Origin of the sequence: Marinobacter alkalisoli, from assembly GCF_045449855.1 — a bacterium.
Lineage (GTDB): Bacteria > Pseudomonadota > Gammaproteobacteria > Pseudomonadales > Oleiphilaceae > Marinobacter.
On sequence record NZ_JBJJLC010000048.1, the window covers coordinates 45,643 to 71,262 of the forward strand.

Here is a 25,620-nt window from a genome sequence, read left to right on the forward strand (position 1 = left end):
GAGACATCTGCTCCCGGCAGGTAAATGAAAGGAAAACAACGGCCACCACACCTCAAGCGCAGTGGTGGCCGTGTGCCTGTCAGGCGGACTTCAGCATCTCTCGCACCACATAGTGCAGGATACCGCCGTGTTTGTAGTAGACCGCTTCGTTCGCCGTATCGATCCGGGATTTCAGGTCACAGCTTTCGGTTGACCCATCTTTGTATTTCACCGTCATTTTCAGGCTCTGACCCGGATTGATGTCACCGGACAGACCTTCAATGCTGATGGTTTCCTCCCCCGTCAGCTTCAGGCTCTTGCGATCCACGCCTTCCGGGAACTGCAGCGGCATGACGCCCATCCCGATCAGGTTGGAACGGTGAATCCGTTCATAGGATTCGGCCACCACGGCCTTCACGCCCAGCAGGCGAGTGCCTTTGGCCGCCCAGTCACGGCTGGAGCCGGTGCCGTATTCCTTGCCGGCGATGACCACCAGCGGTGTGCCCTGCTCCTGGTACTTCATGGCGGCATCGTAGATGGCCATTTGTTCGCCGGTCGGAACAAATTTGGTGTACCCGCCTTCCACGCCGTCGAGCATCTCATTCCTGATGCGGACGTTGGCAAAGGTGCCGCGCATCATGACCTGATGGTTACCCCGACGGGAGCCGTAGGAGTTGAAATCATGGGGCTCAACCCCGTGCTCCTGCAGGTACTTGCCAGCCGGTGTATCCGGCTTGAAAGAACCGGCCGGGGAGATATGGTCGGTCGTCACCGAATCCCCCAGCAGGGCCAGGATATTGGCCTCCTTTATGTCCTCAATGGGATCGGGCTCCGGGCCCATGCCCTCAAAGAACGGCGGGTGCTGGATGTAGGTGGACGTGTCGGACCACTCATACACCTTGCTCTCCGGAAACTTGATGGCTTTCCAGGTGTCGTCACCGTCAAAGACCTCCGCGTATTCCTTGCGGAACATGTCGGTTTTCACTTTCTCAACCGCTTCGGCGATTTCCTGCTGGCTGGGCCACAGGTCTTTCAGGTACACCGGGTTACCGTCCTTGTCGGTACCCAGGGGATCATTGAACAGGTCCAGACGGACATTACCCGCAAGGGCATAGGCCACCACCAGCGGCGGTGAAGCCAGCCAGTTGGTTTTCACCAGCGGATGCACCCGACCTTCAAAGTTACGGTTACCTGAAAGCACCGAGGCCACCGTCAGGTCGCCCTCGTTAATCGCTTTCTCAACCGCCTCCGGCAGCGGGCCGGAGTTGCCGATACAGGTCGTGCAGCCATAACCCACCAGGTTGAAGCCCAGTTTGTCCAGATCGTCCTGGAAACCGCCCACTCTCAGGTAATCGGTCACCACCTTGGAACCCGGTGCCAGGGAGGTCTTCACCCAGGGCTTGGTTTGCAGCCCCTTGGCCACCGCTTTCTGGGCCATCAGGCCGGCGGCCATCATCACGCTGGGGTTGGAGGTGTTGGTGCAGGAGGTAATGGCAGCAATGACCACGGCCCCCGGGTCCAGCCGGCTTTTCTCGCCGTTCATCTCCAGCGGCTGACTGGCGTGGTGTTCGTAGCTGTCTTCGACACCGACTGCGGTCTGGCCGCCTTCGGATTCGAGGTTGGCTTCGCGGCTCCCGGTCCCCTCCCCGGTATCCATCAACAACTCGAAAGACGCCTTCATGTTCTTGAGAGCAACCCGGTCCTGGGGCCGTTTGGGACCCGCAAGGCTGGCCTCGACTTCGCCCATGTCCAGTTCCAGCTTATCCGTATAAACCGGCTCATGGCCCGGCTCGCGCCAAAGCCCCTGCGCCTTGGCGTAGGCTTCCACAAGTTCGAGCTGCTCTTCCTCCCGGCCCGTCAGACGCATGTACTTGATGGTCTGCTCGTCCACGGGGAAGAAACCACAGGTGGCACCGTACTCCGGCGCCATATTTGCAATCGTGGCCCGATCCGCCACGGGCATGTCCTTCAGGCCATCGCCGTAGAACTCGACGAACTTGCCGACGACGCCCTTCTTGCGCAGCATTTCGGTGACCGTCAGCACCAGGTCAGTGGCGGTGATGCCTTCCCGCAACTTACCGGTGACCTTGAAGCCCACCACTTCCGGAATTAGCATGGACACCGGCTGCCCCAGCATCGCGGCTTCGGCTTCAATACCCCCGACACCCCAGCCAAGAATCCCCAGGCCGTTGATCATGGTGGTGTGGGAGTCGGTACCCACCAGGGTGTCCGGATAGGCAATGTGCTTACCATTCTGTTCTTTCTGCCACACGGTCTTGCCCAGGTACTCCAGGTTCACCTGGTGGCAGATGCCGGTACCCGGGGGGACCACGCGGAAATTGTCGAAGGCCTGCTGGCCCCAGCGCAGGAACTCGTACCGCTCCTGATTACGTTCCATCTCAATGGTGACGTTGTCCTTGAATGACGACGCATCACCAAAGTTGTCCACCATCACCGAGTGGTCGATGACCAGATCCACCGGCGACAGTGGATTGATCATCGCCGGGTCCTTACCCGCCACTTTCACCGCCTCACGCATGGCAGCGAGATCCACCACCCCCGGGACGCCGGTAAAGTCCTGCATCAGCACCCGTGCGGGACGGAACTGGATCTCGGTGTCGGATTTGCGCTCTTTCATCCACTGCACCATGGCGTCGATGTGACTGCGATCCACCGTGGTGTCGTCTTCGTTGCGCAGCAGGTTCTCCAGCAATACTTTCAGGGAGAAAGGTAAACGGTTGAGATCCCCTAGCGTCTCCGCTGCCTTGGGCAGGCTGTAATAATGGAAGGTTTTACCACCAGCCTTGAGGCTGGAAAAGGTATTCAGGCTGTCTTTACCAGGACTGTCAGTCGACATGAGATGCCTCCTTTTTCGTCGTTATCCGAGCATTCCGGAAGGCTATACAAGCGCCTTTACCCCAATGTACTCCAACTGGTCTGGAATAGATTGGGGTAAAGGCGCCCGCATGAGAAGTCACCTATAACTATTGCAGCGATTGGCGAGACTTCAACCTCTGTTGCATGAATGTTCGGGATCACTCCGGTGAATGCGCCGGGGCCGCCAGCATACAATTGTCGACCCGTTCCATTGTGGCGAAGGCCAGGCTTCTGTCATTATTAAGCCCCGATTCTCTGATGGACCAGAACCAGGTTGATTGTGAAACACGATTGTCATTACCACCCGGGCGACCCCGCCAAGTGGCACTGCGGTGAGTGTCAGATTCATTACTGTAGCCGCTGCATGCCCGACGCCGATAGCCGCAAACGCCACGCCCTTTGCCCACACTGCAGCCGCGTCATGCGCTACCTCGGCGCCGCAACCGAGGCGGTACCGTTCTGGAACCGGCTCGGTGCGTTTTTCCGTTACCCGTTCCACACCGACCCCTTGCTGGTCATCGCCATCTGCACCCTGGTGCCATTGCTGACCACACCCAACATCGTGGGGATCATCATCACCCTGCTGCTGGCCGTGGCGCTGCTGAAATATACCTATGCTGTCATCAACCACACCGCCGAAGGCCACATGAAGCCCCCACCACTGGCGGTCGCCTTTACCGGCAGCGGTTTCGACATTGTCATCCTGCAGTTGCTGGTTTTTGTCCTGATGGGTGGCCTGGTGGGTGCGGCCGCTATGGTAGGCGGGCCGCTACTGATGATGCTGGTGCTGGCATTTGTCATTCTCGCCCTGCCCGCCAGCATCATGGTGCTGGCCATGGAGCATTCCGTGGGCGCGGCGGTGAATCCGATGAACCTGGCGGTGCTGATTTCCCGTATCGGCACCCCCTACTTTCTGCTTTACGGCTACCTGATACTGCTGACCCTCGCCTCCGGCGCCGCCCAGGACTTTGCGGTCAACCACTTTCCCTTCTGGTTCTCCCAGCCTTTGGCCGGCTTCCTGAACAGCACCTTTACCCTGATCCTGTTCCACATGCTTGGCTACCTACTGTTCCAGTATCAGGAAGAACTGGGCTTCGCCAGCGACTTTCAGGAAACAGAAGCTGAAACACCTTCCCATAAGAAGGACCGGAGCGTCCGCCTGGATGCCGACATTGACATGAACCTCAAGGACGGTAATTACGACCGGGTTCACGCCATGTTGAAGGAAGCCCTGAAGAAGGATCCCCATAACAGCCAGCGTCTTGGCCAGTTCTACCAGCTACTGGACGCCCGCAACGACAGCGCCGAGCTGTACCGCTATCACCCGCGACTGCTGGGATGGCTGGCCGCCCGCAATGACGGAGACGGCATCGCCAGGTTGCTGGAAACCCTGGAAAGAGCGGAACCCGGCTTCCGCCTGGATGACCCGGAACTGGCGGTGCAATGCGCGCGGGCGCTTTACCTGCGCGGCCACCTCAAGGCTGTGCTGAAGCTCCTGCAGGATTTCCACAAACGCTTTCCCAAGAGCGACGAACTGGCGCCCGCATACATCCTGGTGGCGCAAGCATTGGCCAACGGCCTGAACCAGTGGGAAAAGGCTACGGCGTTTCTCAACTACGTCCAGAAACGCTGCGTGAACCACCCGCTGCACGACCAAGTCGCGACCTATCTCAAACAGGCAGAAAAACGGGAGCCACTGAAGGGCCCGAAGGCGTCGTTCCTGGTTGAGGAGTAAGGCCATCGGCTGGGAGTGCTGTCCAAAACACGCTGTGAATACGTCCCTGTACGCTCCGCTCCGCCATCCATGGCTCCGCAGGGTTTTGGACAGCACTCCCAACCGATGGCCCCAAATCTCTCAGTTAGCCGGCAACAACTGCCGATAGTGACGGGCTTTCGGCGCCATCTGGCGTTTTTCGAATTCTTCCACCAGTAACCGGCAGGCCTCGCTGGTGAGCAACTCATCGCCGGTGCTGCGCAATCGCTCAAAGGCCTTTTCCGCCGCCTTCAGATCATCGTGCCGCAAACTGGTAAACAGCACCCGGCTGTGATCTTCGGCAGCCAGCGGAGCGAACCCTTCCCCTTTGCCCAGGTATTCCTGCCAGATTTCCACCAGGCGCTCCGGCTGACGGCGGCTGATGGTTTCGTTCATCAGTTCGCGGGTTCGTTCCCGGTACTCTGGCAAGTCCGGTCGTAATTTAGCCAGTTGATACAGATGCTCCAAGAGGATGGGGCGTTCCGGATAACGCTCCCGCAAAGCCTCAAACTGACGACGGGCTATTTCGAACTCCATACGGCCCAGGCTACCCATGGCTTGGGCGTAGGCCGTGGTAAAGCGCTCGTCTTGTTCTTCCTCTTCCGGCTCGAAAAACGCCTCACGAACCTGCAGCACGCTTCGCCCCAGCAGCCACACCAGGGCCGCCCCGCCAATCAGACCGCCCGCGTGGGCCATGTAGGCTATCCCGGTGGCGCCGGCGAACCAGTAGTCATAGATTTCCTTACCGATCCAGACCGGCAAAATCGCCAGCGCCGGGGCCCGAAAATAATTGAAATAGACGCCAATAAAGTAGAAAAAGCGGATTTTCTGCAAGCCGTAGATGGCCACATACATCCCCATCAACCCCGAAATGGAACCGGAGGCGCCGACCAGGGGCACCGGACTGCCGAGGGAAAAGGCGGTGAACACCAGGCCCGACAGGGCGCCACACAACAGGTACGCCAGCAGATAACGACCCGGCCCGAGCGCCTTTTCCACCGTGAAGCCCAGCAGAAACAGGAACACCAGGTTACCAATGATGTGGCCCCAGCCACCGTGGAGGAACTGATAGGTGATCAGGGTGTACAGCGATAGTTCCGAAGGCACCAGCCCCAGTTGATTGGAGCTGAGACGATCGATATAGCGGGTCTGGATGGCCTCGCGTTGCTGGAGCCACTGCTGTCTCTCGGCAGGCGCCCACAGCAGCTCCCGGTTTTCCCGCATGTACTGATAGAACTCGGGGTTGACCAGCAGGCTGACGGCTACCCAGATGTCTTCACCGGATTCCTGCAACTGCTGAAAATCCTGCAACTCCAGAATCCGTTCAGACTCACCCTCAAAGCGGATCTCCCGTTGCAGGTAGTCCTCGTAGACCGGCGCTTCAAGCTCGATCAGGTCGGAGGCCAGGTATTCGTCAATGGCTCCTTCCAGCAATCGGCTGTCACCACCCTGATAGAACAGGAAAACAAGCAGGCAGGTAAGGATCAGCCCCAGGGTTACCCAGGGCGGTCGGCGCCAGTTAACGGCGTTCTCGGCAGGAATAATCAGCATAGGCGGTCACAATTCATCATAATTTGTCCCTGAAAGTCTGCTTTTTACCACAGCAAGGCCAGTTTTTCGCGTTCAAATGGAAGTCAGGGTAATTCACAACCCCCGTTATTGGATGGCTGTCACATCAGATTCACACAAATGCCATTCAATCAGGGGAGCCGCTGAACAGCTCCCAGGCAACCGGTAAGGCGTGAAACACCCGTTATCGACCATTCGCCAATTGCCGTTGTCCCCGGCTACGCCAATAGTAGCCGGGGACAACAAGAAAAAACCGGACACCGGAAACAAGGACCCTGACATGACCGTACTCATACTGGACAACCCGGAAATGCTGGCAAGAGCCGCTGTAGAGGCGGGCCTGATGATGTCTGCCACCACGGAAAGCAGCCCGCGCAAACCTCACCGGATGCGCTTCCACTATGGTTTCAACAAGCACGCCCTGGACAGCCAGGATGTGGAGATTTTGCGCCAGCATGCGGCCTATTTGCGCCAGCAGCCTGGCGTGCGTATTCATATCCACGGTCACGCAGACAATTTCGGGGCGGAGGATTACAACTGCTTCCTGTCCCGACTCAGGGCCACCGCGGTCGCCCGCCAACTTGTTCAGGAAGGTGTGAGGGAATCCCAGATTGTGGTCAGCGGCTGGGGCAGTACACGCCCCCTCGCGCGACCGGAGGATCGGGCGGCGAACCGCCGCCTGGAACTGGAGTACCTGACCCAGGAAATGGCCAGGGCGCTCTGAGGACTTAACACAAGTGAAAGCCGGGAGGCTCAGGGCGTGATATTCACCCTGAGTCTTTCCTCAGCCATAGACCCGATACACATTCCACAATAACAGCACTGCCGTCATCAGTATGGCCAGCCAGTTCAGGGCGATGCCCGCCATCCTGGCTTTGTGGGTGCCCCCACGACCACTGATCATGCCCCAGGCGTGCAGAATACGCCCGACAACGAGCGCCATGCCAGCCCAGTAGACCAGGTACCCGGGCACCCCATTGAGCTCGGCGAGCGCCAGCATGAGCAAACCCAGCGGCGCATATTCCACCAGGTTGCCATGGGCGCGCACAGCCGCTTCAAAATCCCGGTCATCGGTGACGCCCATACCTTTTCTATACTGTAGGCGGAAACGCACCACGTAGGTCGACAACACCAGCAACAGCAGGCCAGTAACCGCTGCGAATACCGCAGTAACAGGTACAATCATGCTCAGGCCTTCTTGATGGCGCTGACGATGGCCAGAAGCAGCACCGCACCGACCGTGGCGGTCACCAGCTCTCCCACCGCGCCCTGGGCTGCGAGGCCCAGCAGGCGAAAGACAAAGCCGCCGAGAAAAGAGCCAACGATACCAATACCGATATTGGCCAGAACGCCAAAGCCGCGGCCCTTCATGATCAGGCCGGCAAGCCAGCCGGCAACACCACCAATAATCAGAAACAGAATCAGATTCATAACACGCTTCTCCCCGCCTTTCGGACGAATTGTTCAGACTCCGAAAGACTGCCCTGTTTTCTGTTCTGCTTCAAGCACTTCCGCTCCAGGCCGCGGTCAGGCCATCGACGCGATGGCTGCTTCCATCTCGCGGTGACAACGCGCCATCAGCTCGGGAATGTCTTCGCTGGTCAGACCTGAGGTTTCAACGGGAGGAAGAATCCGGATCGACACCGGCTCGCGGCGACCGGACCAGCCAAGGGTGCCATCCTCATACTGACTGGCACACACCATGGTGATCGGGGCACCGGACGCCACGGCGGCGTGGAAGGCGCCTTTCTTGAGTTTTTGCAGCCCGCGACCGCGGCTGCGGGTGCCTTCCGGGAAGATCCACAGGCTCTTGTGTTCCTGTACGATGGCGTCGCTGGTCGCCTGCATCACCGCGATGGCTTTGTGGGAACGGGCGCGATTGAGCACCACATTCCCGCCAAGCCAGAAGACCTGACCGAAAAAAGGAATCCAGACCAGGGACGATTTGCCAACCGTCACGGTGCGGGGCGGTAACAGATCCCCCATCACGAACAGGTCGTCGTTGTGTTGATGGTTGGCGATGACGACTGTCGGCCGATCCCGGGGCATATTCTCCTGCCCGCTCAGCGGTCGCTGCATGCCCAGAATAAACCGCCCCACCCGGGCAACGGCCCAGCCCAGCAACCGGTTATTATCCGGATTGAATGGGCGCGCGATATAAAGCAACAGCGCGAAAAAACAGATAACCGGCACACTCAACCAGGCCAGGATTTTTCTCAGGACACCCATGGAACAATAACCCGCGTACGTAATTTTGCGCACAAGTGTAAGCCATACTCACAACCCGGCAACAGTATCAATTTGTACGGGCTCATGATCAATGCTGGCAACCGGCGGCTGGCCGGCTCTGGCTTCCACGACATAACGCAGGGGGCCACGGTTATTGAGGCTGTCAAAGGGATAGCAGGTCACCAGCAACAGGGTATCGTCATCAAGCTGGCCGGTATCGATCCGCTCATGACGACTGTCGACAACGCGGACGTTATCGACCCGATAACTGTACCAGCGACCGGAGCGCGTCTGCAGCTTCAGTTCACTGCCGGATTGCAGGTGGCGCAGGCTGCTGAAATGGGTATCCCGGTGTCCGGCGATCACCACCGGCCCCGGCCCGGCGGCGTTACCCAGTACCTGTCCCGGCCCAAAGGCCAGACTCTCGCCGTGGGCGCCCTCCAGCACAATCATGGACTGCCCGAGCTCGGGCAACGACAGGCGGGCCACCGGCCAGGTATCGGCCCAGGGCCAGGGACGGGTCTCCGTTTGCCGGGCCTGGCTCTCGGCCCAAGCCAGCTCCAGCAGCTCCTGGGCCACCAGAGCCTTGAACGGAATCCACAGCCCGACAGTCAGCACAACACCACAGGTCATCGTCAGCAACAGCAGGAGGCGATTCATGCGAACACCCTCCGTTGCAGCATCCAGGCGGCGGCCGAGAACATCAGCCCCAGCAGTCCCAGTGCAATCAGCAAGGGCGACATGGTCGCGGTTTGCGGATAACGCAGCATGGTGGAGCTGCTTCCTGCCGGCAACAGGGTAGGCACATGGTCGGTTTCCAGGGGCTCCGACGCTGTCCGTACCGGCGTCTGGTCCACCGCCACGAAACTGGTGTAACGGGTGATCAGTTGATGTGTCAGCGCCAGTTCGAGAACCTGTTGCTTCTCCTCGTCATCAACACGCCCAGACAGCCCCCGGTCCATCACGCTGTCGATTTTCTCACGCCCCCAGTGACGGTGAAGGCCCTTGCCCGTAGCGGCGCGGGACAAGTCCAGCGAAGTCTGCCAGCGGCTTCCGTCCGGCAAGCGGCCAGAGACGCCCAGGTAACCCTCATTGCCCGCACCGCGAATCACCTGAACCAGCGGCTCGCCGGCGAACAGGTCACCGGGTCTGGCGGGATAGGCTTCGGGGCTGCCGACGGCTTGCGAGAGGTCCACATCAATATCGGTCAGTACCGGCGACTGCATTTTGGCAAACAGATCGTCCAGCGGACCGGCAACATCGGCGGTATCGCTGATGGCGGTGTAGCTGCCACGGCCGTATCGCGCCGCTTCCCGCATGAAGTGCATGTTCGGGGCCGAACCAATGCCGACGGTAAACAACCGGCGGTCCCCCAACTGCTGCCGAATCTGGTCAAACAAAGCGTTTTCATTACCCACGGCGCCATCGGTGATAAACACCACCTGGCGGACGTGATGGCCGCTCGCTTCACCCTGCGGCGAATCATTGCCCAGCGCTGCCTTCAGCGCCGGTGCCATTTCGGTGCCACCGTTGGCGCCCAGCCCCTCCACATAGCGCCGGGCGCGGGCGAGATTCTGGCCATTGGCCGGCACCGCCTGCATGAACAACGAATGGGTCTGGCTGTTGAACTGGATGACGTTAAAGCGATCGTCCGGCGACAAGGTGTCCAGCCCCCGCAACAGCGAGGCCCGGGCCTGGCCGATGGACTGGCCGGCCATGGAGCCGGAGGTGTCGATCACGAACACCAGTTCCCGGGGCAGGTTCCGGTCACGGTTCAGGCCCGGCACCAGCACGGCGAGCAGGTAGTCTTCGCCCTGCCACTGCTCATGGAACACCGCGGCAGAAGGCTCCTGCCCCCGCACCGGTGCCCAGCGCACCACCAAGTCCCGGTCCATCAGGATGGCGCCGTCGTCCGGGGTGACCGTAACCGCGTCGCCGTTCCAGGTGCTGGTAAGACCGTGGTTCGGGCTGGAGACCTTAGCGACCGGCAGGCCAGCGTTGATCACCAGCTCCACCTTCGCCCGGTGGCTGTCCGGGCCGACATCCTCCGGCAGCACGGTGAAGGGGCTGATCTTGTCAGCATCGGCCACCTGAGTGGTGGGGGTGGCCCAGCCGCCCTGCCACTGTTTCGGCCCTTCGGCAATGGGCGTTCCGGGCATGTAACGGGGCGTCAGGGTGGTGGGTAGGCGCAACTCGAACTCACCGGACTGGTAGCGCACCGCCTGCTGGTAATGCAGTTCAACACTCACCGTCTCTCCCGGTGGGATGTTGGCCAGACGGGTGGTGAACAGGTTGGGCCGCTGCCGGTCCACCCGAGCCGCCCTGCGCCCCTCCTTCTTGGCTTGATCGTACTGCCGCCTGGCTTCGGCGCGCTCCTTGATCTCACCCACAATCACCCGCTCCCCGGCGGTCATGGTCAGGGCATAGACGCTGGCGTTCTCCGGCAGCGGGAACACGAACACGCCCTCGCGCCATTGCTGGCTGGTGTTTTCAAAGCTCTGGCGCAGGCGGGTATCGGCAATCAGGCCGCTGACCGTGACCCGGTAGTTGGTGGTCAACAGGGTGGCGGGCTCCTGCCATTGGCCGTCACTGTCCACAAAGTGGAAAGCACCGGCACCCTCAGGCTGGCCGGGAGCCTCCATGGCTTCCGCCATCATCGAATGGCTGGCGAGCATCAGCAGGACGGCCAGCCAGAGGCTGATCCCTTCCATACAGCGGATGGCGCGACGTGCGGTCGGGCGAGTGGCCGCACCGCGGGATGGGGTTGCTACAGCGCTAGTCAGCATCGTTGGATTCCTTTCTTTTTTATGAATCGTGATGCTGATTTCAACCCATGGAAGCGGTCATCCTGTGCCAGAATCTGGCGGTGCGGCGACCAATTGTGGTGAATTGTGGCAAAAGCGCCCCGTTTCCTTGTGATCGTACGCAGGCGTGATTAAATAGACGCTGCACACTACTGTACTCGCTGGAAAGGACAGAAAGGACACATGAAGCGGCATATTGTCTTGATTGAGGACGAACCCGCGATTCGCGAAAACTACCGGGACGCTTTCGAGCGCCGGGGCTACCGCGTGTCCGCCTATGGTGACCGAAGCAGTGCCTTCCAGGTGCTGCGCCACAGCCTGCCGGACCTGGCCATCATCGACGTGGGGCTGGGGGACGAACCGGAGGGCGGTTTCACCCTGTGTCAGGACCTGAGGAGCCTGTCGAAGACCCTGCCGATCATTTTCCTCACGGCGCGGGACAGCGACATCGATTCGGTTCATGGCCTGCGCCTGGGGGCGGACGACTACGTCACCAAGGACATGAGCCTGGATCACCTGCTGGCACGGGTCACCGCCCTGCTGCGCCGGGCCGATGCCTGGGCGGAGGCGCTGAAAAAACCCGACGAAGTGCTCCAGCGGGGCAAGCTGACCCTGAACGTGGATCGCATGACGGCTGACTGGGAAAACCAGCCTGTCGATCTGACCGTCACTGAGTTCTGGATGCTCCACTCCCTGGTTCAGCACCCCGGCCACGTACGCAGCCGCGATCAGCTGATGGAGGCCGCCAGCACCGTGCTGGACGACAATACCGTGACGTCCCACATCAAACGCATCCGCCGCAAGTTTCAGCAACTGGACAGCCACTTTGACGGCATCCAGACCGCCTATGGCATGGGATACCGCTGGAACGCCCATGAGGTGTAAGCCTTGAGTCTCAAGCGCCAGCTGTTCGTCGCCGGTCTGCTGATGCTGCTTATTCCCTGGGCCGGTCTGCAGTTCGTGCTGGGGCTGGATGAAGCGCTGCGGGAACAGGCCACGGAGCAGTTACAAGAACAGGCCAGACGCATGGCGGAAACCGCCGGGGATCGCCTGATCGGCAACACTGTGGTGCCGGCGGATGCACCGGTGATCTATGCCCACCCGATTCAAAGGCAGCTCCATGTAGACGGCTATGGCGGAGACTGGCCGGGATACGACGAAGAACAGTCACAACAGCAATGGCAGGAATCCCACCAGACAACCACCCTTTCCCCCCTGCGCTGGCAAGCAGCAACTGATCAACGGCACCTGTACCTTCTTGTGCGGGTGTCGCGTCCCGACATCCGTTATTTTGACCCTGGCTCGCCCGACCAACCCCACGATCGCCTGCGCTTGATTCAATTCCATAATGGGGAACAGATTGAACGCCTGATCCGCACCCCGGCTCCAGGGGGCGTCACCGCCATAGTCCCGGATCGAAACCACGAGCGGGATTACCGTATAACCGGGCAGTGGGAAACCGTAGGCCAGGGCTACCAGGTGGAGTTAAAGCTGCCGCTCCCTCCACAAGGCATTCGCCTCGGTGTTGTTGCCGAATGGCCCGGAACGGACGGTATCGAATCCGCCGGCACACGCCTTAACCCGCCTCCGGTGCTAGTGACGCGACTGCCCCTGCTGGAGCAACAGCTATCAAACCAGATGGCCAGCGGCCAGCAAGTGCGCGTACTGGAAGCCGGAGGCTGGGTGATCGCCAGTCAGGCCGTTGCGGACAAGCACAAGCGGCCGGCATTCGATTCCCTTAGCCCGCTGGAAGTAGTGGAGCAGATTGCCCTCAATGGCCTGCGAGCACTGGTTCGTTTCTACCAGCCGGATCCCCGACCGGTTGACGACACCGCCATCCGGTCTGATCCGCAAACCCTGCCGGATAAGGGTCTGGTGCGTCACCAGGATGGCAAAAGCTTCCTGATGGTGACACAACCGGTGTTCAGCGGCCGCATCCTGGTTCTTGAGCAATCGCTGGACCAGTTGCTGTCGCTGGCCGGCAATACCCTGGGCTCGGTGATCGCCCGCAGCACCTTGCTGGTGGTGGGGCTGATGCTGGTGTTGCTGGGCTATGTCAGTTGGCTGTCCTGGCGGATCACCCGACTGCAGCGGGCGGTCAGTGCCAGCGTTGACGATGATGGACGTATCATCGGTACTTTGCCGGATACCCGCGCTCGCGACGAGCTGGGACAGCTGCACCAGCACTTTGGCCAGATGGTCGACCGACTGCACGGTTATAACGAATACCTGGAAAGCTTCTCCCGCCGGCTGTCCCATGAGCTGAAAACGCCGGTGGCTGTAGTACGCTCTTCCCTGGAAAATCTGCACCACGCCGAATCCGACAGTGAACGCACCAGCTATATAGAGCGGGCAACCACCGCCACCGATCGACTCAGCCAGATTCTAAATGGCATGAGCGAAGCCGCCAGGCTGGAACAGAGTTTCGACCACGCCGAGAAGGAACGCTTCGATCTGGCGGAGGTGATGGAGCAGACCACCCACGCCTATCAACAGCTGGATGCGGATCACCGGATTGTCTATAAGGGGCCTGCCGGTGGCTGCACCCTGCACGGGTCACCGGAGCTGATCGTCCAGTTGCTGGATAAGCTGGTGGACAATGCCCGGGACTTCACCACCACGGGAGATCTGATCGAAATCCGCCTTTCACCAAAGGCCAAGACCCTTGAACTGGGCGTGTTTAATCAGGGGCCACCGCTGCCGGAGCACCTGAGCTCCGACATTTTCAACCCGTTTGTATCCATACGAAAAGGCACGCAGGAAGGACACCTGGGGCAAGGCCTGCTGATCGTGAAGCTGATTACTGAACACCACGGCGGATCGGTGACCGCGGGCAATGAGGCCAACGGTGTGCTGTTCACCGTCAGCCTGCCCACGCACACCCCCGTACCGGGCCAGTGAGCGACTTTCAGACGATGCAGACCAGCCACTGGTCGTATTTCCCCCCGACCGACTTTACCCTAACCTTGTGACCTATCCGGGATTCAAGCCAACTGACACCGTGGAGACCAGCCAGCGTGGGATCAAGCCTTTCAGCCCTTGCCATTCACCCGTTACGGGACGATCTGTATAACGAGCTGCATTCCCGCCCGTTCCAGGTACTGCCAACGCCTGCCCGGGTGACCCACATTGCCGTCCTCACCACCCCCGAGCAGCGCGAGGCCCAGTTCCGGCACCTACAGGAGCTGCATCGCCTGCTGGGCGAGCCGGAACCCGAACAGGAAGTCAGTTGCTTCGAGAAAACCTTTGGCAATCTCCGGGTACGGCGCGAAATGCACATGGAGTTTGCGGCCTACACCTTCATCAACCTGGATCCCACAGAAGCTGGCGCGCCCTTTGCGGAAACCGGCATCAGCCTGCTGCCGGAGAGCTGGCTGGATAAGCTGACAGGTACCGTAATTGCGGCCTTTCATGTCCACCTACAGACACAGGCCGGGCAAGGTATGAAAGATCTGGATTACGTCCGCCAGCACTTTGAAGGGCGCAGGTTGGTGGGCAGCAGTCCCCAGAATGGGGCGGCCCGGGTATGGGGCACGTTCCAGCTTCACAGTGACGATTTTGGCCGTTTCCTGGTGATGAACCACCATATGTCCGACAGCCAGCTTGGCCGTCTGACCCAGCGCCTGATAGAAATCGAAACCTACCGCCTGATGTCCCTGCTGGCGCTGCCGCTGGCCAGGGAAACCTCCCCGTCCCTCAACGACATGGACCAGAAACTGGCGGTGATCACCCAGTCCCTGGCGGACAATGACGACGTTGATGAGCCCGCACTGTTGGCCCAGCTGACCGCCATCGCGGCCCGTATCGAGGCCTTCAGGGCCCATTCCACCTTCCGGTTCTCGGCGACCCGGGCTTACCACCGGCTGGTGCTGACAAGACTGGACGCGCTCCGTGAAGATGAGCTGTCCGGACACCTGACCATCACCGAGTTCATGACCCGGCGCCTGACCCCGGCGGTGGAAACCTGCAAAGCCGTCAGTGAGCGGCTGGAAGACCTGTCCCGCCGGGTTGACCGTGCCTCGGAAATGATGCGCACCCGGGTGGATCTGGCGATCCAGAACCAGAACCAGCAGCTACTGAGTTCCATGGACCGGCGCTCCAAGATCCAATTGATGATGCAGCACACCGTGGAAGGCTTCTCGGTGGTGGCCATCACCTATTACCTGATCGGCCTGCTCAAACTGGGACTGGATTCCGTGTACGAAGCCGGGTTCGATATCAACAAATCACTGGTACTGGGCATTGCCATTCCCGTGGTTATGGTTCTGGTGTACACGGGCGTCCGGGTGGTACACCATCGCTTTATCCGCATGGCAAAACGGCAATAGCCAGGGCCCCTTTACTGGTTCGACTGGTCGTCCCCGGCAAACTGCCGGTAGAACTGCTGGGCGGTGCGACCATTGCGCACGCCCTTGGCGGTGGCGAAGCGGATCGCCTCCCGGTGCAACTCATCCCGGTCTGCCACCTCCGGAAACAAGGCGTCCACAGCCTGCAGATAGACGTCCTGGGAAAACGGATAGAACGACAACTGCAAGCCGAACCGGTCCGCCAGGGAGACTTGCTCCTCAATGGCCTCCGCCGGATGCAGCTCGCCATCGTGCATCTCGCTTTTCAGGTTGTCGGACATGAACTCCGGCATCAGGTGTCGGCGGTTGGAGGTGGCATAGACCCGCACGTTTTCCGGCGGCAGCTCCAGCGAACCTTCCAGCACGCTCTTGAGGGCCTTGTAGCCGGACTCGCCCACGTCAAACGACAGGTCATCGCAGAAGATCACAAAGCGGAACGGCAAGTCGCAGATGTCATCCACAATCTCCGGCAGGGTCACCAGGTCGTCCTTGTCCACCTCAATCATCCGCAATCCCCGATCCCGGTAACGGTTCAGCAGTGCCTTGATCAGGGACGATTTGCCGGTCCCCCTGGCCCCCCAGAGCAACGCGTTGTTGGACGGCTCTCCGGCGAGGAAGCGCTCGGTATTCCGCGCCAGCGCCTGTTGCTGACGCTCGATGCCGGTCAGCGCCTGCCACTGTACCGGATCCAGCCGCCGGATGACCCGGAGGCCGGATCGGTGGCGGCGCCAGACGGCAGCCGGAGTGGTCGCCCAATCAATGGTAGTTGTCTTCATCACACCTCTGTCCTATTCCGCATGTCGTCCGGTTATGAAACACTGGTCGACAGATTGATCGCAAATCAAGGAGACTTTACCGCAAATGGCTGTGAAATCCGTTGCCCTGGTGGCGCACGACAACAAGAAGAAAGAACTGGTTGAGTGGGTGTCCGAGAACGAGACCCGCTTTGCACAACTGTCTCTTTACGCCACCGGCACCACAGGCCGGTTACTCGCTGAGAACCTCAGGCGTGATGACATCCGTTGCCTGCTAAGCGGCCCGCTGGGCGGTGACCAGCAGATCGGGGCGAAAATTGCCGAGGGCGAAATTGACCTGCTGGTGTTTTTCTGGGATCCCCTGGAACCCCAGCCCCACGATCCGGACATCAAGGCCCTGCTGCGCATTGCTGCCCTGTGGAACATTCCGGTGGCCTGCAACCGCGCCACGGCGGAGTTCATTCTCACATCCGCCTACATGACCGATGACCGGCACCACCCCCTCAAACCGGACTTTTCCGACTACACCGGCCGCAAGGTCAGCTGAGTGGTTTACGGGCAAGGAACACCGTGTTGGTGGACTCCCGGTTCTGGAACGGATTGAAAAACGACACCACCCGGGCGTCCACATCGGTGAACAGGGTTCGCAAGGTGGCCATGAACGCCTCATCCGGCGGGTCATTGGACCACATGGCGAATACCCCACCCGGACGCAGGTGGGCCGCCATTTTACCAAGGCTTTCTCCGGTGTAGAAACTGGCGTTGGAGTCGTGCAGAAGCGCTCGCGGGGAATGGTCGATGTCCAGCAGGATGGCATCGAACACCTTCCCCGGCTGCTCGGGATCAAATCCGGCTTCGGACACCGCCAGATCAAAGAAACTGCCAAGCACATAGCGGCAGCGGTCATCCGCGTTGAGCACTTTGCCCAGGGGGACTTTTTCCTGTTCGTGCCAGCGGATCACGGTATCCAGGGCATCGACCACCAGCAATTCATCCACCCGATCGTGCCGGAGTGCGGCTTCCGCGGTGTATCCCAGGCCCAGGCCGCCAACCACCACTTTCAGCGCCTGCCCCTCGGTCATCTCCAGTCCAAGGTCCGCCAGGGCCACCTCGGCGTCCACGAACATACTGGACATCAGGAACTCATCGCCCAGCTTCACTTCATAGATATCCCGCTCGCCCAGGGCGGGAATCCGCCGACGCCGCAGGGTTATCTCCCCCAGCAGTGAGGGTTGGCTGTCGATTTCTTCAAACATAAGGCCCATACGCAGCTTCCAATAGGTGTTCAAAATGGCCATGCTACCACCAGACGCTTCCGGATCGGGTACATTTGTACCCACTGGCAGGCAACAGGACAGGAAAAACCGCAGGTGGACGTCTACACTGTCCATTCGGTATGTAAAGGATTGTAAACGACCTGATGAGCGCCTTCTCCATTCCGCTCTCTCGCCCCCGGAGGGCGTGGTATCCGCTGTATTGTGTTGCGCTGCTGGCGCTTCTTGTCACAACACCGGTCAGGGCGGCGCCCCCGGTATCCATTGGTATCGTATCGGACAATCAGCCTTATTCTTCCATATCCGGTCGCGAGGCCTCCGGTTTCTCCATTGATGTTCTGGAGGAAGTGGAGCGCCACGCCGGAATCAGTTTTGAATACCGCGCCGGCAGCTGGCCGGAGGTTTACTCGGCCTTCATGAGAGGCGAGCTGGACGCCATCGACGGCATTTCATTCAGCCGGGAGCGCGCAAAAGAAATCCTGTTCACTGACCCCTACCACGTCCGTCAGACCTACCTGATGCATGACACGGAGAAACCCATCGATCAGGTCAACTCCCTGCAGGATCTGAAAGCCCTCACCATTGGCGTGGTCCGGGATGTCTACTACCGGGATCTGCTGCTGGACAACGGCATCAATGTGAAAACCTATGACTCCCTTGCCAGCCAGATACGGGCGCTGGCATTTGGCTGGGTGGATGCCATTATCGGACCGGAGCTGACACTGAAGTACTACGCCCACCAATTGGGATTCCGGTTCCTGGATGTTGCCGGCCCGGCGCCGCTCGGCCCCCTGTCCCAGGAAGATTTCCGCATCGGCGTGCTGAAGAGTAATCAGGCCCTGTTTGAACAGATACAGGCAGGCCTGGAAGCCGTACCCCGGGAGCGTATCGACACCCTGCTGGAGCGTTGGCAGGAGTATGGCGGCGCGCGCCTCAACGAAGCCCGGGAATTCAGCATCAGCACCACTGACCAGTTGTTGCTCCAGCAGACCGGACCGGTGCGGGTTGGTATCATGCGGGATTATGCCCCCTTCAGTTTCGAGGACGGCGGGCGCCTGCAGGGACTCACGGTGGACGTCCTCAACCGCATCGCCGACCTGACCGGCTTGCAGGTGATCCCCGTCGGCGGGCAGTGGTCAGAGCTCTTCGAAATGTTCCGCAAGGGCGAAATTGACGTCATGGCCAACATGTCCCTCAATGCCGAGCGGAAGGTTTTTACACGTTTCACCGAACCCTACCATGTCATTCCCAACGTCGCCTTCACCCTCAGGGATGACCTGTATTTTGACCGTCTGGACGAACTGGCGGACCTCACCGTCGCCCTCGGCTCCGGCATCTACTACGAACAGGCAGTGAAAAATCAGCTCGGAGAGAACGTACGCACATTCACCTCCCAGCAGGTCATGTTCCAGTCGCTCGCCGACGGTCGCGTGGACATTGTCCTCGCGGCGCTGCCCAACGGCAATTACTGGGTGCGTGAGCTGGGTATACCCGGCGTGCGCATTGCGGGTGAGCTGCCTCTTGAGCACATTCCGGGGGAAGATCTGCGGTTCGGTATTCGCCCCGCGTTGGCGCCACTGGCGGAGGCCATGGACACAGCCCTCGCCGCCATAAGCGCGACCGAGATGCGAACCATCGAAGACCGCTGGCTCGGCGCCGCCCCCAACCGTCCTGTTAACGCCACTGGCGCCATTACCTTTACCGACCGGGAGCAGACATGGCTTGAAGCGCGAGAGCATCAACTGACCCTCTGTGTTGACCCGGACTGGATGCCCCTGGAGGGTATCAGTGAACAGGGCCGGCACATCGGGCTGTCAGCCGAGGTTTTCCGCCTGTTCGCCGAGCGTTCCGGTATCCATTTCGACGTTCTGCCCAGCACCAACTGGCAGTCGGCCGTGCAGGCAGTCAGGGAACATCGCTGCGACATCCTGCCCCTGGCGATGGATACCCCGCAACGAACCCGCTTCCTGGATTTCACGGCCCCTTACCTCCAGGTCCCGAATGTGGTGATTGGCCGGATCGAAGCGCCGTTCATGGAACGCCTGAAAGATCTGGAGGGTAAACGCATCGGTATTGTCGAAGGGTACGCTTTCTCTGAACTGATACGGCAAAGGCAGCCTGGCATCCACCTGGTGGAGGTTGCCAGTGAAAGTGCGGGGCTGCGGCTGGTGCAACAGGGCGACCTGGATGGCTGTATTGCAACGCTGGCTACCGCCAGTCACCACATGCAGGAAATGGGACTGGCGGATCTGAAGGTGATCGGGCGTATCCCTGCTGACTGGACCCTGTCCGTTGCCACCCGCAACGATGAGCCAATCCTGCTAAGTATTATGCAAAAGCTGGTGGCCAGCCTGAGCGCCGAGGAAAGGCAACATTTGGACAACCAGTGGCGTACGGTGCAGCTGGAACAAACCGTGGACTATACTCTGCTGTGGCAACTGATGGTGATTGCAACGGTTATCCTTGGTCTGTTGTTCTATTGGAACCGGAAGCTCGGGCGCCTGAACCGGAAACTTGCAATCGCCAACGCCACCCTGCAGCATCTGAGCGTTACGGACGATCTGACGCAGCTGGGCAATCGCAGTTATTTTGATCGTGAGTTCAACCAGAGTTTCCAGTGGTGCCTACGCCACCGCGCGGGTTTCGCAGTGGCCATGGTGGACGCCGATCACTTCAAGAGGATCAATGACACCTATGGCCATGAGGCTGGCGATCTGTGCCTGAAGGCATTGGCTGACAGCATGCGCGCCCATTTCCGGCGCGAAACCGACCGGATAGCCCGCTTTGGCGGCGAAGAGTTTGTGATCTTCACCACGTACCAGGATCGGGGTGACACGATCAAACGGCTTGACGACTTCCGCGCGTCGGTCGGTCACAGCCTTTCCGTCAGTGACAATCCGGATATCCAGCTCACCATTAGCATCGGGCTTGCCATTGGCACTCCCGATACCACGACCGAGCCGGATGAATTCCTCCGGCAGGCGGATCAGGCACTGTATCTTGCCAAACAAAATGGCCGGAACCGCCTGGAGGTCAAATCGGTCTCAAAATAGTCGTCACATCTTTCAGGAAACAATCACAAGGAGAATCCCATGGCGAACATCTACGAAGATAACTCTCTGTCGATCGGTAATACCCCGCTGGTCAGGCTCAACCGGGTCAATGACGGTGCCACCATCTGGGCCAAAATTGAGGGTCGGAACCCGGCATATTCGGTGAAATGCCGCATTGGCGCAGCGATGATCTGGGATGCCGAGAAACGGGGCGTCCTGAAACCGGGCACCACCATCGTCGAGCCCACCAGTGGCAATACCGGCATCGCGCTGGCGTTCGTGGCAGCCGCCCGGGGCTATAAACTGATCCTGACCATGCCGTCATCCATGAGCCTGGAACGCCGCAAGGTCCTCAAGGCCCTCGGCGCGGAACTGGTCCTGACCGAGCCGGCCAAGGGTATGCCGGGCGCCATCGCCCGTGCCGAGGAAATTGTGGCCTCTGATCCCGAACACCACTTCATGCCGCAGCAGTTCGATAACCCGGCCAACCCCCGCATTCACGAGGACACCACCGGCCCGGAAATCTGGGACGATACCGAGGGCGCCGTTGATATCTTCGTCGCCGGCGTTGGCACCGGTGGCACGCTGACTGGGGTATCACGGTACATCAAGCAGACCCGGGGCAAGGACATTACGTCCGTGGCTGTTGAGCCCGCGGATTCCCCGATCATTACCCAGGTGATGGCGGGCGAGGAGCCGAAACCCTCCCCTCACAAAATCCAGGGTATCGGCGCCGGTTTTGTGCCCAAAAACCTCGATCTGGACCTGGTCGACCAGGTAGAAACCGTCAGTAACGACGATGCCATTGCCATGGCACACAGACTGATTCAGGAAGAGGGGATTCTGTGCGGGATCTCCTGCGGCGCTGCTGTAGTTGCGGCGATCAGGGTCAGTAAACAGCCGGAAAACAAGGGCAAGAATATCGTCGTGGTGCTGCCTGACTCGGCGGAACGTTACCTGTCGTCCGCGCTGTTTGCGGATCAGTTTGGCGAACAGGAAAACGTTCAGTAAGGAATACTCACTGCCAGCGGGACAGGAGCCCGCTGGCAGTGCTGCAGCTATCCAGCCCTAGAACTGGAACCGCATGCCGACCCGACCGGTATCGAAGTCCGGGCCGTCGTTGGTCACCTGACCATTGAAGTCGTCTTCATCGATATCGACGTTGTAGCGATCGTACTCCGCGAACGCCGTCAGTTGCTCGGTCACGCGGAAATCCACACCGGCGCCGACAAACGGATTCACTTCGTCGTAAGTCTCACTTTCATCGAAAGCATCCACGTCAAGCGCGGAGGCGAAAGCGCCTGCCTTGGCGTAAACCCCGAAGGTGTCCGTAACCGGCAGTCGACCGATCACGCCCAGACCGACACCCTTGAGCTTGGCCCGGACATCGTCATCACCGAACTTGCCGAAATCAATATAGTCCGCTTCCAGGGCAAAGAATTCATTGAACTGATAACCGAGAGAGGCGCCCAGCAGGTCGTTGTCGTCATCGAATTCACCACCGTGGGATTTGTAACCACCGTAACTACCGCTGATGAAGAAGCCGGAACTGTCCCGGGCCGTGTTGTCCTGGGCCCAGGCCGCCGGTGCAGCCAATACCGCCGTGGTCAGAACTGTGGCACATGCAAAACTGGCTTTATAGTTCATACGCTTTCATCCTCGTGAGTTGAGAATTCCATTCGTCTCTGAGCGCAACTGAGCAACCAATCGCTCAATTGCATGGATTCAGCGTACTAGCCAAAAATCGTCCGGGGGGTTAAACCTCCACTAAGATTCAGTCATGTCTTGTTCATGTCAGCTCTGAAAATAGTGCGTTATGTAAGTAACTTAGCGCTGCGCCTCCGGTGCGGGAAGCAGCTTCCCCGCACCGGTTGCCACCGCCGCAACGCTGCGGTAGGAGAGACGTGACACCGTGTGGTGAGTGAACCGCACAGTCTCACTCCAGGGTCGCGTGACGGGCACACGATCGAGCATGTTAAAGGTTTCATCGGCTATGGACAGATGCACCCGCTCAAGCTTGTGAACCCCCTGCGCCACACCGTGAATCACGACATCCGCAAGTCCCAGCCACCACTCATGGCGCTGTTCATTTCGGGTTTTCATAGCAACCACTCCACCAACTGCCGAGCCACATCGGGATGATGCGCCAGGCGAATATGATCCACTCCCGGAAAACTCGCCATGCCGGCGAGCTTCCACCCGGTACGCTCCTCCCCACGGGCGCTGGCTTCATGAACCAGTGCATCTCCGAACAGGGCATTCACCGGATGCGTACGGGAACGGGCCAACAAACCACAGACCACGAAATGCCGCACCCCGGGAACCAGGGGAGGTTCCCCCTGCTCCGCTGGCACGACCTCGCCACGGGACAGATTGCGGATACCTTCACTGCGCAAATCTATCACCTCACCCGCTACCCGCAGATAGTCACGGGGAGCGCGATTGAGCAAATCCGCCGTCGCCTTTGCCCCCTTGGCGAGCCAGGAACCATCGTGGGGCGACCCCAGATACACGCAATCGGTCAGGCGTGAAACCCAGTCGTGATTCATAGCCTGACCGTGGTGACAGGCGCTGCGGATAAGCAGCCCGCCCATGCTATGGCCCATGAGGATGATGCGCTCCACCGGCACCGGCCAGGCGGACACCAGCGTTTCCAGTAAATCCGCCAGCTCCTCACCGTTGCGGTAAATGGGTCGCCCTGTGTTGTAGCGCAGCGTCAGCGGGGTAATTTCGCGGGAGGCACTGGTCAGCAGGGAGCCGTAACTCAAGCGGCTCTGCCCGGGAAATGTCCACACGGATTCCAGCTCCATCAGCCCGTGAATTGACAGGCAGAGAGTGGAGCCCGGGGCGTCAAGGCGCGGAGCCCGGCAATCCAGCGGTGCGGGTCCGTGGAAAACCTCCATGGGTACCGCCAGCGGGTTATTACGCTCCTCCAGCCAATCCCCCAGGAACCCGCTGAGGATCGCCGAGGCGTGTCTTTGCCACACCGGGCTGGTGTCTGAATTCATGCTCATAGGTGACCGTCTGATGATGTAGTCTCACCAGTGTACCCGGATAACCCACCGGGCGATTGGCTGAACCTTCACCAGATACAGGCGTGGCGGCAACTACCGATCAGGCGGCCTTGCCTTCGGCAGACGTTTCCCCGGCAGTCTCCCGGTCCTGCTCCGCTTCGGCTTCCGCCTCTTTCATCAGCACCATGCCACCCTGCAACAGCAGGGACTTCAGGCGCGGATCACCCTGTTCGGCGATCCCAAGGGCAAAAGCCGCCAGCGCGGATTCCAGGGGATTACGACGAATCAGTTCACGCAACATCTGCACTGGGGAATCAGAACCCGACTGTGATGAAGCCCCTTTTGACAGGCTCCGGGCCGGACGCGTCAGGCGATAGAACACCAGGGCAAGCACCAGGAAACAGCCAACGCCGACCACCGCCATGGCCGCTGACTCCCCCATGAGAGGCGTCAGGGCCAGCGTTGCGGCGGTGACCAGCATGTAGAACCCGGTAATCAGCAGTGCAGTGAGCAAAACCAGCGCCAGCATAAAACCCAGCACAGCGGCAACGGCCTTGCGCACGGCACTCTGAACTTTCGGGGAATCAAGCATGGTCAACGATCGAGCAGACGGCCGACCAGAATCCCGGCAAGAAACATGATGAGAATGCTGAGGAAAGGCCGTTCCTCGATCTGGTGCTCCACATCATGAACCGCCTTGCTTCCCGCCTCACGGGCGCGATTCACGGCTTCGTCACCACGCTTACGCACATGATCCAGCGCTTCGCGGCTCTCGCGAAGAACTTCGTCCCTCAGGCTGCTGATATTGTGTTTCTGCCCATCAGCAACGGCTTTTGTCAGTTTCGCGAGGTCTTCCCTCAGCGCCTGAAGGTCGTCTTTGACACGGTTGTAGTCGTTTTGTGCGGATTTCGCTTCCATTTCTTGCCTCCTGTCAGTTTGACACTGCGTGTTGGCATTCCGATGACGACTTCACATTGATCCCGCTGAACCAGAAAACTCAGGCGAGACCCCTTTAAACGTAGCACAGGCTCCCGCGCTTTGTGTGACAATACTTAATCAGAATCGATTACCGAGACAACAGGCTCATCATCACGAATTCGCACATAACTGGCGAACCTTGGCAGGCCGGTACTCGTATGGCCACTGTACCGGAAGGTGATGACGGCACCTTCGGGAGGTGGATCGTCACGCTCCTCATCCGTGAAACCAGTACCAATGCGAAGCTTCCGGCCGCTGTCGAGCTCCACCAACAGCGCTCCCATTTTCCCCGTCAATCGCCCCTTACCCGGCAGATGCCCGAGGACCACCGCCTCGGCATCCTGAAAACGCTTCACTTTCAGGAGATCCCGGGATCGCCCGGCACGGTACAGACTGTCCCCATGCTTGAGCATCACCCCCTCGCCACCGCGGGCAATCACTTCGTCCAGCTGATGCATCAACTGTTCATGGTCCGTTGCCGCACTCTGTTCGACCAGAACCAAGTGATCAACCCCGGCATCGCTGATCTCGGCCCTCAGTGCCCGCAAACGCTCGTTGAATGGCCGCTCACCCCACGGCATATCAAAAACCATGAACCGAATCTCCCGCCAATCGCTGTCACGGGGCTCCAGCCGCCGAACGGCTCCCGACAACTCCGCGAACCGTTCACGCCCCATCCAGAGTTCGCCATCCAGCGGCCGATCAGGCAGGTCCCGGGTAAACCAGTCAGGTGCATGGAACACATTGCCCCGCCGGGACAGCAGCCGGAAGCCATCCCAGTAGACCCTGACACCATCGTATTTCTCGCTGACCCAGTAACCCTTGAGGGACATCCCCTGCTGATAAACGTCCGCCAGCGGCACACCCGGCTCTGACGCCCCGGAAACCCCGACAAACAGAAACGGAACAATGAGAGCACAACGACAAGCCGTCGTGAACAGACGTGAAAACATCGCAAATCCCTTGCATCAGACAGGACGAGAGGCTTC

The 25,620-nt window shown here is 59.9% G+C and carries 23 protein-coding genes; 8 read left to right on the forward strand and 15 right to left on the reverse strand.

Annotated features, from left to right (window positions below; all coding sequences use genetic code 11):
- Window positions 1-79: 79 nt before the first annotated feature.
- Window positions 80-2,836, reverse strand: coding sequence for an aconitate hydratase AcnA (gene acnA / locus ACJO5Y_RS17580; protein ID WP_406989036.1), 2,757 nt, complete (start codon window positions 2,834-2,836; stop codon window positions 80-82).
- A 300-nt stretch (window positions 2,837-3,136) separates the two neighbouring features.
- Here acnA and ACJO5Y_RS17585 point away from each other — a divergent pair, with 300 nt between their 5' ends.
- On the forward strand, window positions 3,137-4,591 hold the full coding sequence (locus ACJO5Y_RS17585; protein WP_406989038.1) for a hypothetical protein: 1,455 nt from the start codon (window positions 3,137-3,139) through the stop codon (window positions 4,589-4,591).
- A gap of 120 nt (window positions 4,592-4,711) precedes the next feature.
- Here the strand turns inward: ACJO5Y_RS17585 and ACJO5Y_RS17590 are convergent, their stop codons facing one another.
- Window positions 4,712-6,160: a rhomboid family intramembrane serine protease gene (locus ACJO5Y_RS17590; RefSeq protein WP_406989039.1), complete on the reverse strand. Its 1,449-nt coding sequence runs from the start codon at window positions 6,158-6,160 to the stop codon at window positions 4,712-4,714.
- Window positions 6,161-6,458: 298 nt separating this feature from the next.
- On the opposite strand from ACJO5Y_RS17590, the gene ACJO5Y_RS17595 reads away from it, so the two are divergent.
- Window positions 6,459-6,902, forward strand: a complete 444-nt coding sequence (locus ACJO5Y_RS17595; RefSeq protein ID WP_406989040.1) for an OmpA family protein — start codon at window positions 6,459-6,461, stop codon at window positions 6,900-6,902.
- 60 nt (window positions 6,903-6,962) lie between these two features.
- On the opposite strand, the gene ACJO5Y_RS17600 is transcribed toward ACJO5Y_RS17595, so the two are convergent.
- The 5 genes from ACJO5Y_RS17600 to ACJO5Y_RS17620 form a co-directional block, all read right to left on the reverse strand.
- Window positions 6,963-7,364 (reverse strand): MAPEG family protein, encoded by a 402-nt coding sequence (locus ACJO5Y_RS17600; RefSeq protein ID WP_406989041.1) that lies wholly within the window; start codon window positions 7,362-7,364, stop codon window positions 6,963-6,965.
- A gap of 2 nt (window positions 7,365-7,366) precedes the next feature.
- Window positions 7,367-7,609: a GlsB/YeaQ/YmgE family stress response membrane protein gene (locus ACJO5Y_RS17605; RefSeq protein WP_213477575.1), complete on the reverse strand. Its 243-nt coding sequence runs from the start codon at window positions 7,607-7,609 to the stop codon at window positions 7,367-7,369.
- A gap of 96 nt (window positions 7,610-7,705) precedes the next feature.
- The gene (locus tag ACJO5Y_RS17610; protein ID WP_406989042.1) at window positions 7,706-8,407 is read right to left on the reverse strand and encodes a lysophospholipid acyltransferase family protein; all 702 of its coding nucleotides are present in this window, start codon (window positions 8,405-8,407) and stop codon (window positions 7,706-7,708) included.
- Between the two features lie 48 nt (window positions 8,408-8,455).
- Entirely contained in the window at window positions 8,456-9,067 is a 612-nt protein-coding gene (locus ACJO5Y_RS17615; RefSeq protein WP_406989043.1) for a class GN sortase, read from the reverse strand.
- Complete coding sequence (locus ACJO5Y_RS17620) at window positions 9,064-11,193, reverse strand: marine proteobacterial sortase target protein (protein ID WP_406989045.1); 2,130 nt, start codon at window positions 11,191-11,193, stop codon at window positions 9,064-9,066. The genes ACJO5Y_RS17615 and ACJO5Y_RS17620 overlap by 4 nt, the downstream gene beginning before the upstream one ends.
- A gap of 201 nt (window positions 11,194-11,394) precedes the next feature.
- Between ACJO5Y_RS17620 and pdsR the strand changes: the two genes are divergently transcribed.
- From pdsR to ACJO5Y_RS17635, 3 genes are all read left to right on the forward strand, one after another.
- The gene (pdsR, locus tag ACJO5Y_RS17625; RefSeq protein WP_406989046.1) at window positions 11,395-12,096 is read left to right on the forward strand and encodes a proteobacterial dedicated sortase system response regulator; all 702 of its coding nucleotides are present in this window, start codon (window positions 11,395-11,397) and stop codon (window positions 12,094-12,096) included.
- A 3-nt stretch (window positions 12,097-12,099) separates the two neighbouring features.
- Entirely contained in the window at window positions 12,100-14,112 is a 2,013-nt protein-coding gene (locus ACJO5Y_RS17630) for an ATP-binding protein (protein ID WP_406989047.1), read from the forward strand.
- Window positions 14,113-14,228: 116 nt separating this feature from the next.
- The gene (locus ACJO5Y_RS17635; protein WP_406989048.1) at window positions 14,229-15,539 is read left to right on the forward strand and encodes a DUF3422 family protein; all 1,311 of its coding nucleotides are present in this window, start codon (window positions 14,229-14,231) and stop codon (window positions 15,537-15,539) included.
- An 11-nt stretch (window positions 15,540-15,550) separates the two neighbouring features.
- Here ACJO5Y_RS17635 and ACJO5Y_RS17640 read toward each other — a convergent pair whose 3' ends face one another.
- Entirely contained in the window at window positions 15,551-16,333 is a 783-nt protein-coding gene (locus tag ACJO5Y_RS17640; RefSeq protein WP_406989184.1) for an ATP-binding protein, read from the reverse strand.
- An 85-nt stretch (window positions 16,334-16,418) separates the two neighbouring features.
- Here ACJO5Y_RS17640 and ACJO5Y_RS17645 point away from each other — a divergent pair, with 85 nt between their 5' ends.
- Window positions 16,419-16,859 carry a methylglyoxal synthase gene (locus tag ACJO5Y_RS17645; protein WP_406989049.1) on the forward strand — a complete coding sequence of 147 codons (441 nt, stop codon included), beginning with the start codon at window positions 16,419-16,421 and terminating at the stop codon, window positions 16,857-16,859.
- Here ACJO5Y_RS17645 and ACJO5Y_RS17650 read toward each other — a convergent pair.
- On the reverse strand, window positions 16,852-17,610 hold the full coding sequence (locus ACJO5Y_RS17650) for a polyamine aminopropyltransferase (protein WP_406989050.1): 759 nt from the start codon (window positions 17,608-17,610) through the stop codon (window positions 16,852-16,854). The genes ACJO5Y_RS17645 and ACJO5Y_RS17650 overlap by 8 nt on opposite strands.
- A gap of 122 nt (window positions 17,611-17,732) precedes the next feature.
- Between ACJO5Y_RS17650 and ACJO5Y_RS17655 the strand changes: the two genes are divergently transcribed.
- Window positions 17,733-20,639, forward strand: a complete 2,907-nt coding sequence (locus ACJO5Y_RS17655) for a transporter substrate-binding domain-containing diguanylate cyclase (RefSeq protein WP_406989051.1) — start codon at window positions 17,733-17,735, stop codon at window positions 20,637-20,639.
- Window positions 20,640-20,678: 39 nt separating this feature from the next.
- The gene (gene cysK / locus ACJO5Y_RS17660; protein WP_406989053.1) at window positions 20,679-21,650 is read left to right on the forward strand and encodes a cysteine synthase A; all 972 of its coding nucleotides are present in this window, start codon (window positions 20,679-20,681) and stop codon (window positions 21,648-21,650) included.
- Between the two features lie 57 nt (window positions 21,651-21,707).
- On the opposite strand, the gene ACJO5Y_RS17665 is transcribed toward cysK, so the two are convergent.
- The 6 genes from ACJO5Y_RS17665 to ACJO5Y_RS17690 all read right to left on the reverse strand — a co-directional run bounded on the left by ACJO5Y_RS17665 (window position 21,708) and on the right by ACJO5Y_RS17690 (window position 25,584).
- Complete coding sequence (locus ACJO5Y_RS17665) at window positions 21,708-22,286, reverse strand: outer membrane beta-barrel protein (protein WP_406989055.1); 579 nt, start codon at window positions 22,284-22,286, stop codon at window positions 21,708-21,710.
- 180 nt (window positions 22,287-22,466) lie between these two features.
- On the reverse strand, window positions 22,467-22,742 hold the full coding sequence (locus ACJO5Y_RS17670) for a hypothetical protein (RefSeq protein WP_406989056.1): 276 nt from the start codon (window positions 22,740-22,742) through the stop codon (window positions 22,467-22,469).
- Window positions 22,739-23,653: a lipase family alpha/beta hydrolase gene (locus ACJO5Y_RS17675; protein ID WP_406989058.1), complete on the reverse strand. Its 915-nt coding sequence runs from the start codon at window positions 23,651-23,653 to the stop codon at window positions 22,739-22,741. The genes ACJO5Y_RS17670 and ACJO5Y_RS17675 overlap by 4 nt, the downstream gene beginning before the upstream one ends.
- 100 nt (window positions 23,654-23,753) lie before the next feature.
- The gene (locus tag ACJO5Y_RS17680) at window positions 23,754-24,245 is read right to left on the reverse strand and encodes a hypothetical protein (protein ID WP_406989060.1); all 492 of its coding nucleotides are present in this window, start codon (window positions 24,243-24,245) and stop codon (window positions 23,754-23,756) included.
- 2 nt (window positions 24,246-24,247) lie between these two features.
- Window positions 24,248-24,571: an ElaB/YgaM/YqjD family protein gene (locus tag ACJO5Y_RS17685; RefSeq protein ID WP_406989061.1), complete on the reverse strand. Its 324-nt coding sequence runs from the start codon at window positions 24,569-24,571 to the stop codon at window positions 24,248-24,250.
- A 134-nt stretch (window positions 24,572-24,705) separates the two neighbouring features.
- A complete protein-coding gene (locus ACJO5Y_RS17690) occupies window positions 24,706-25,584 on the reverse strand; it encodes a DNA ligase (protein WP_406989062.1) in 879 nt (292 codons plus the stop codon).
- Window positions 25,585-25,620: the final 36 nt, after the last annotated feature.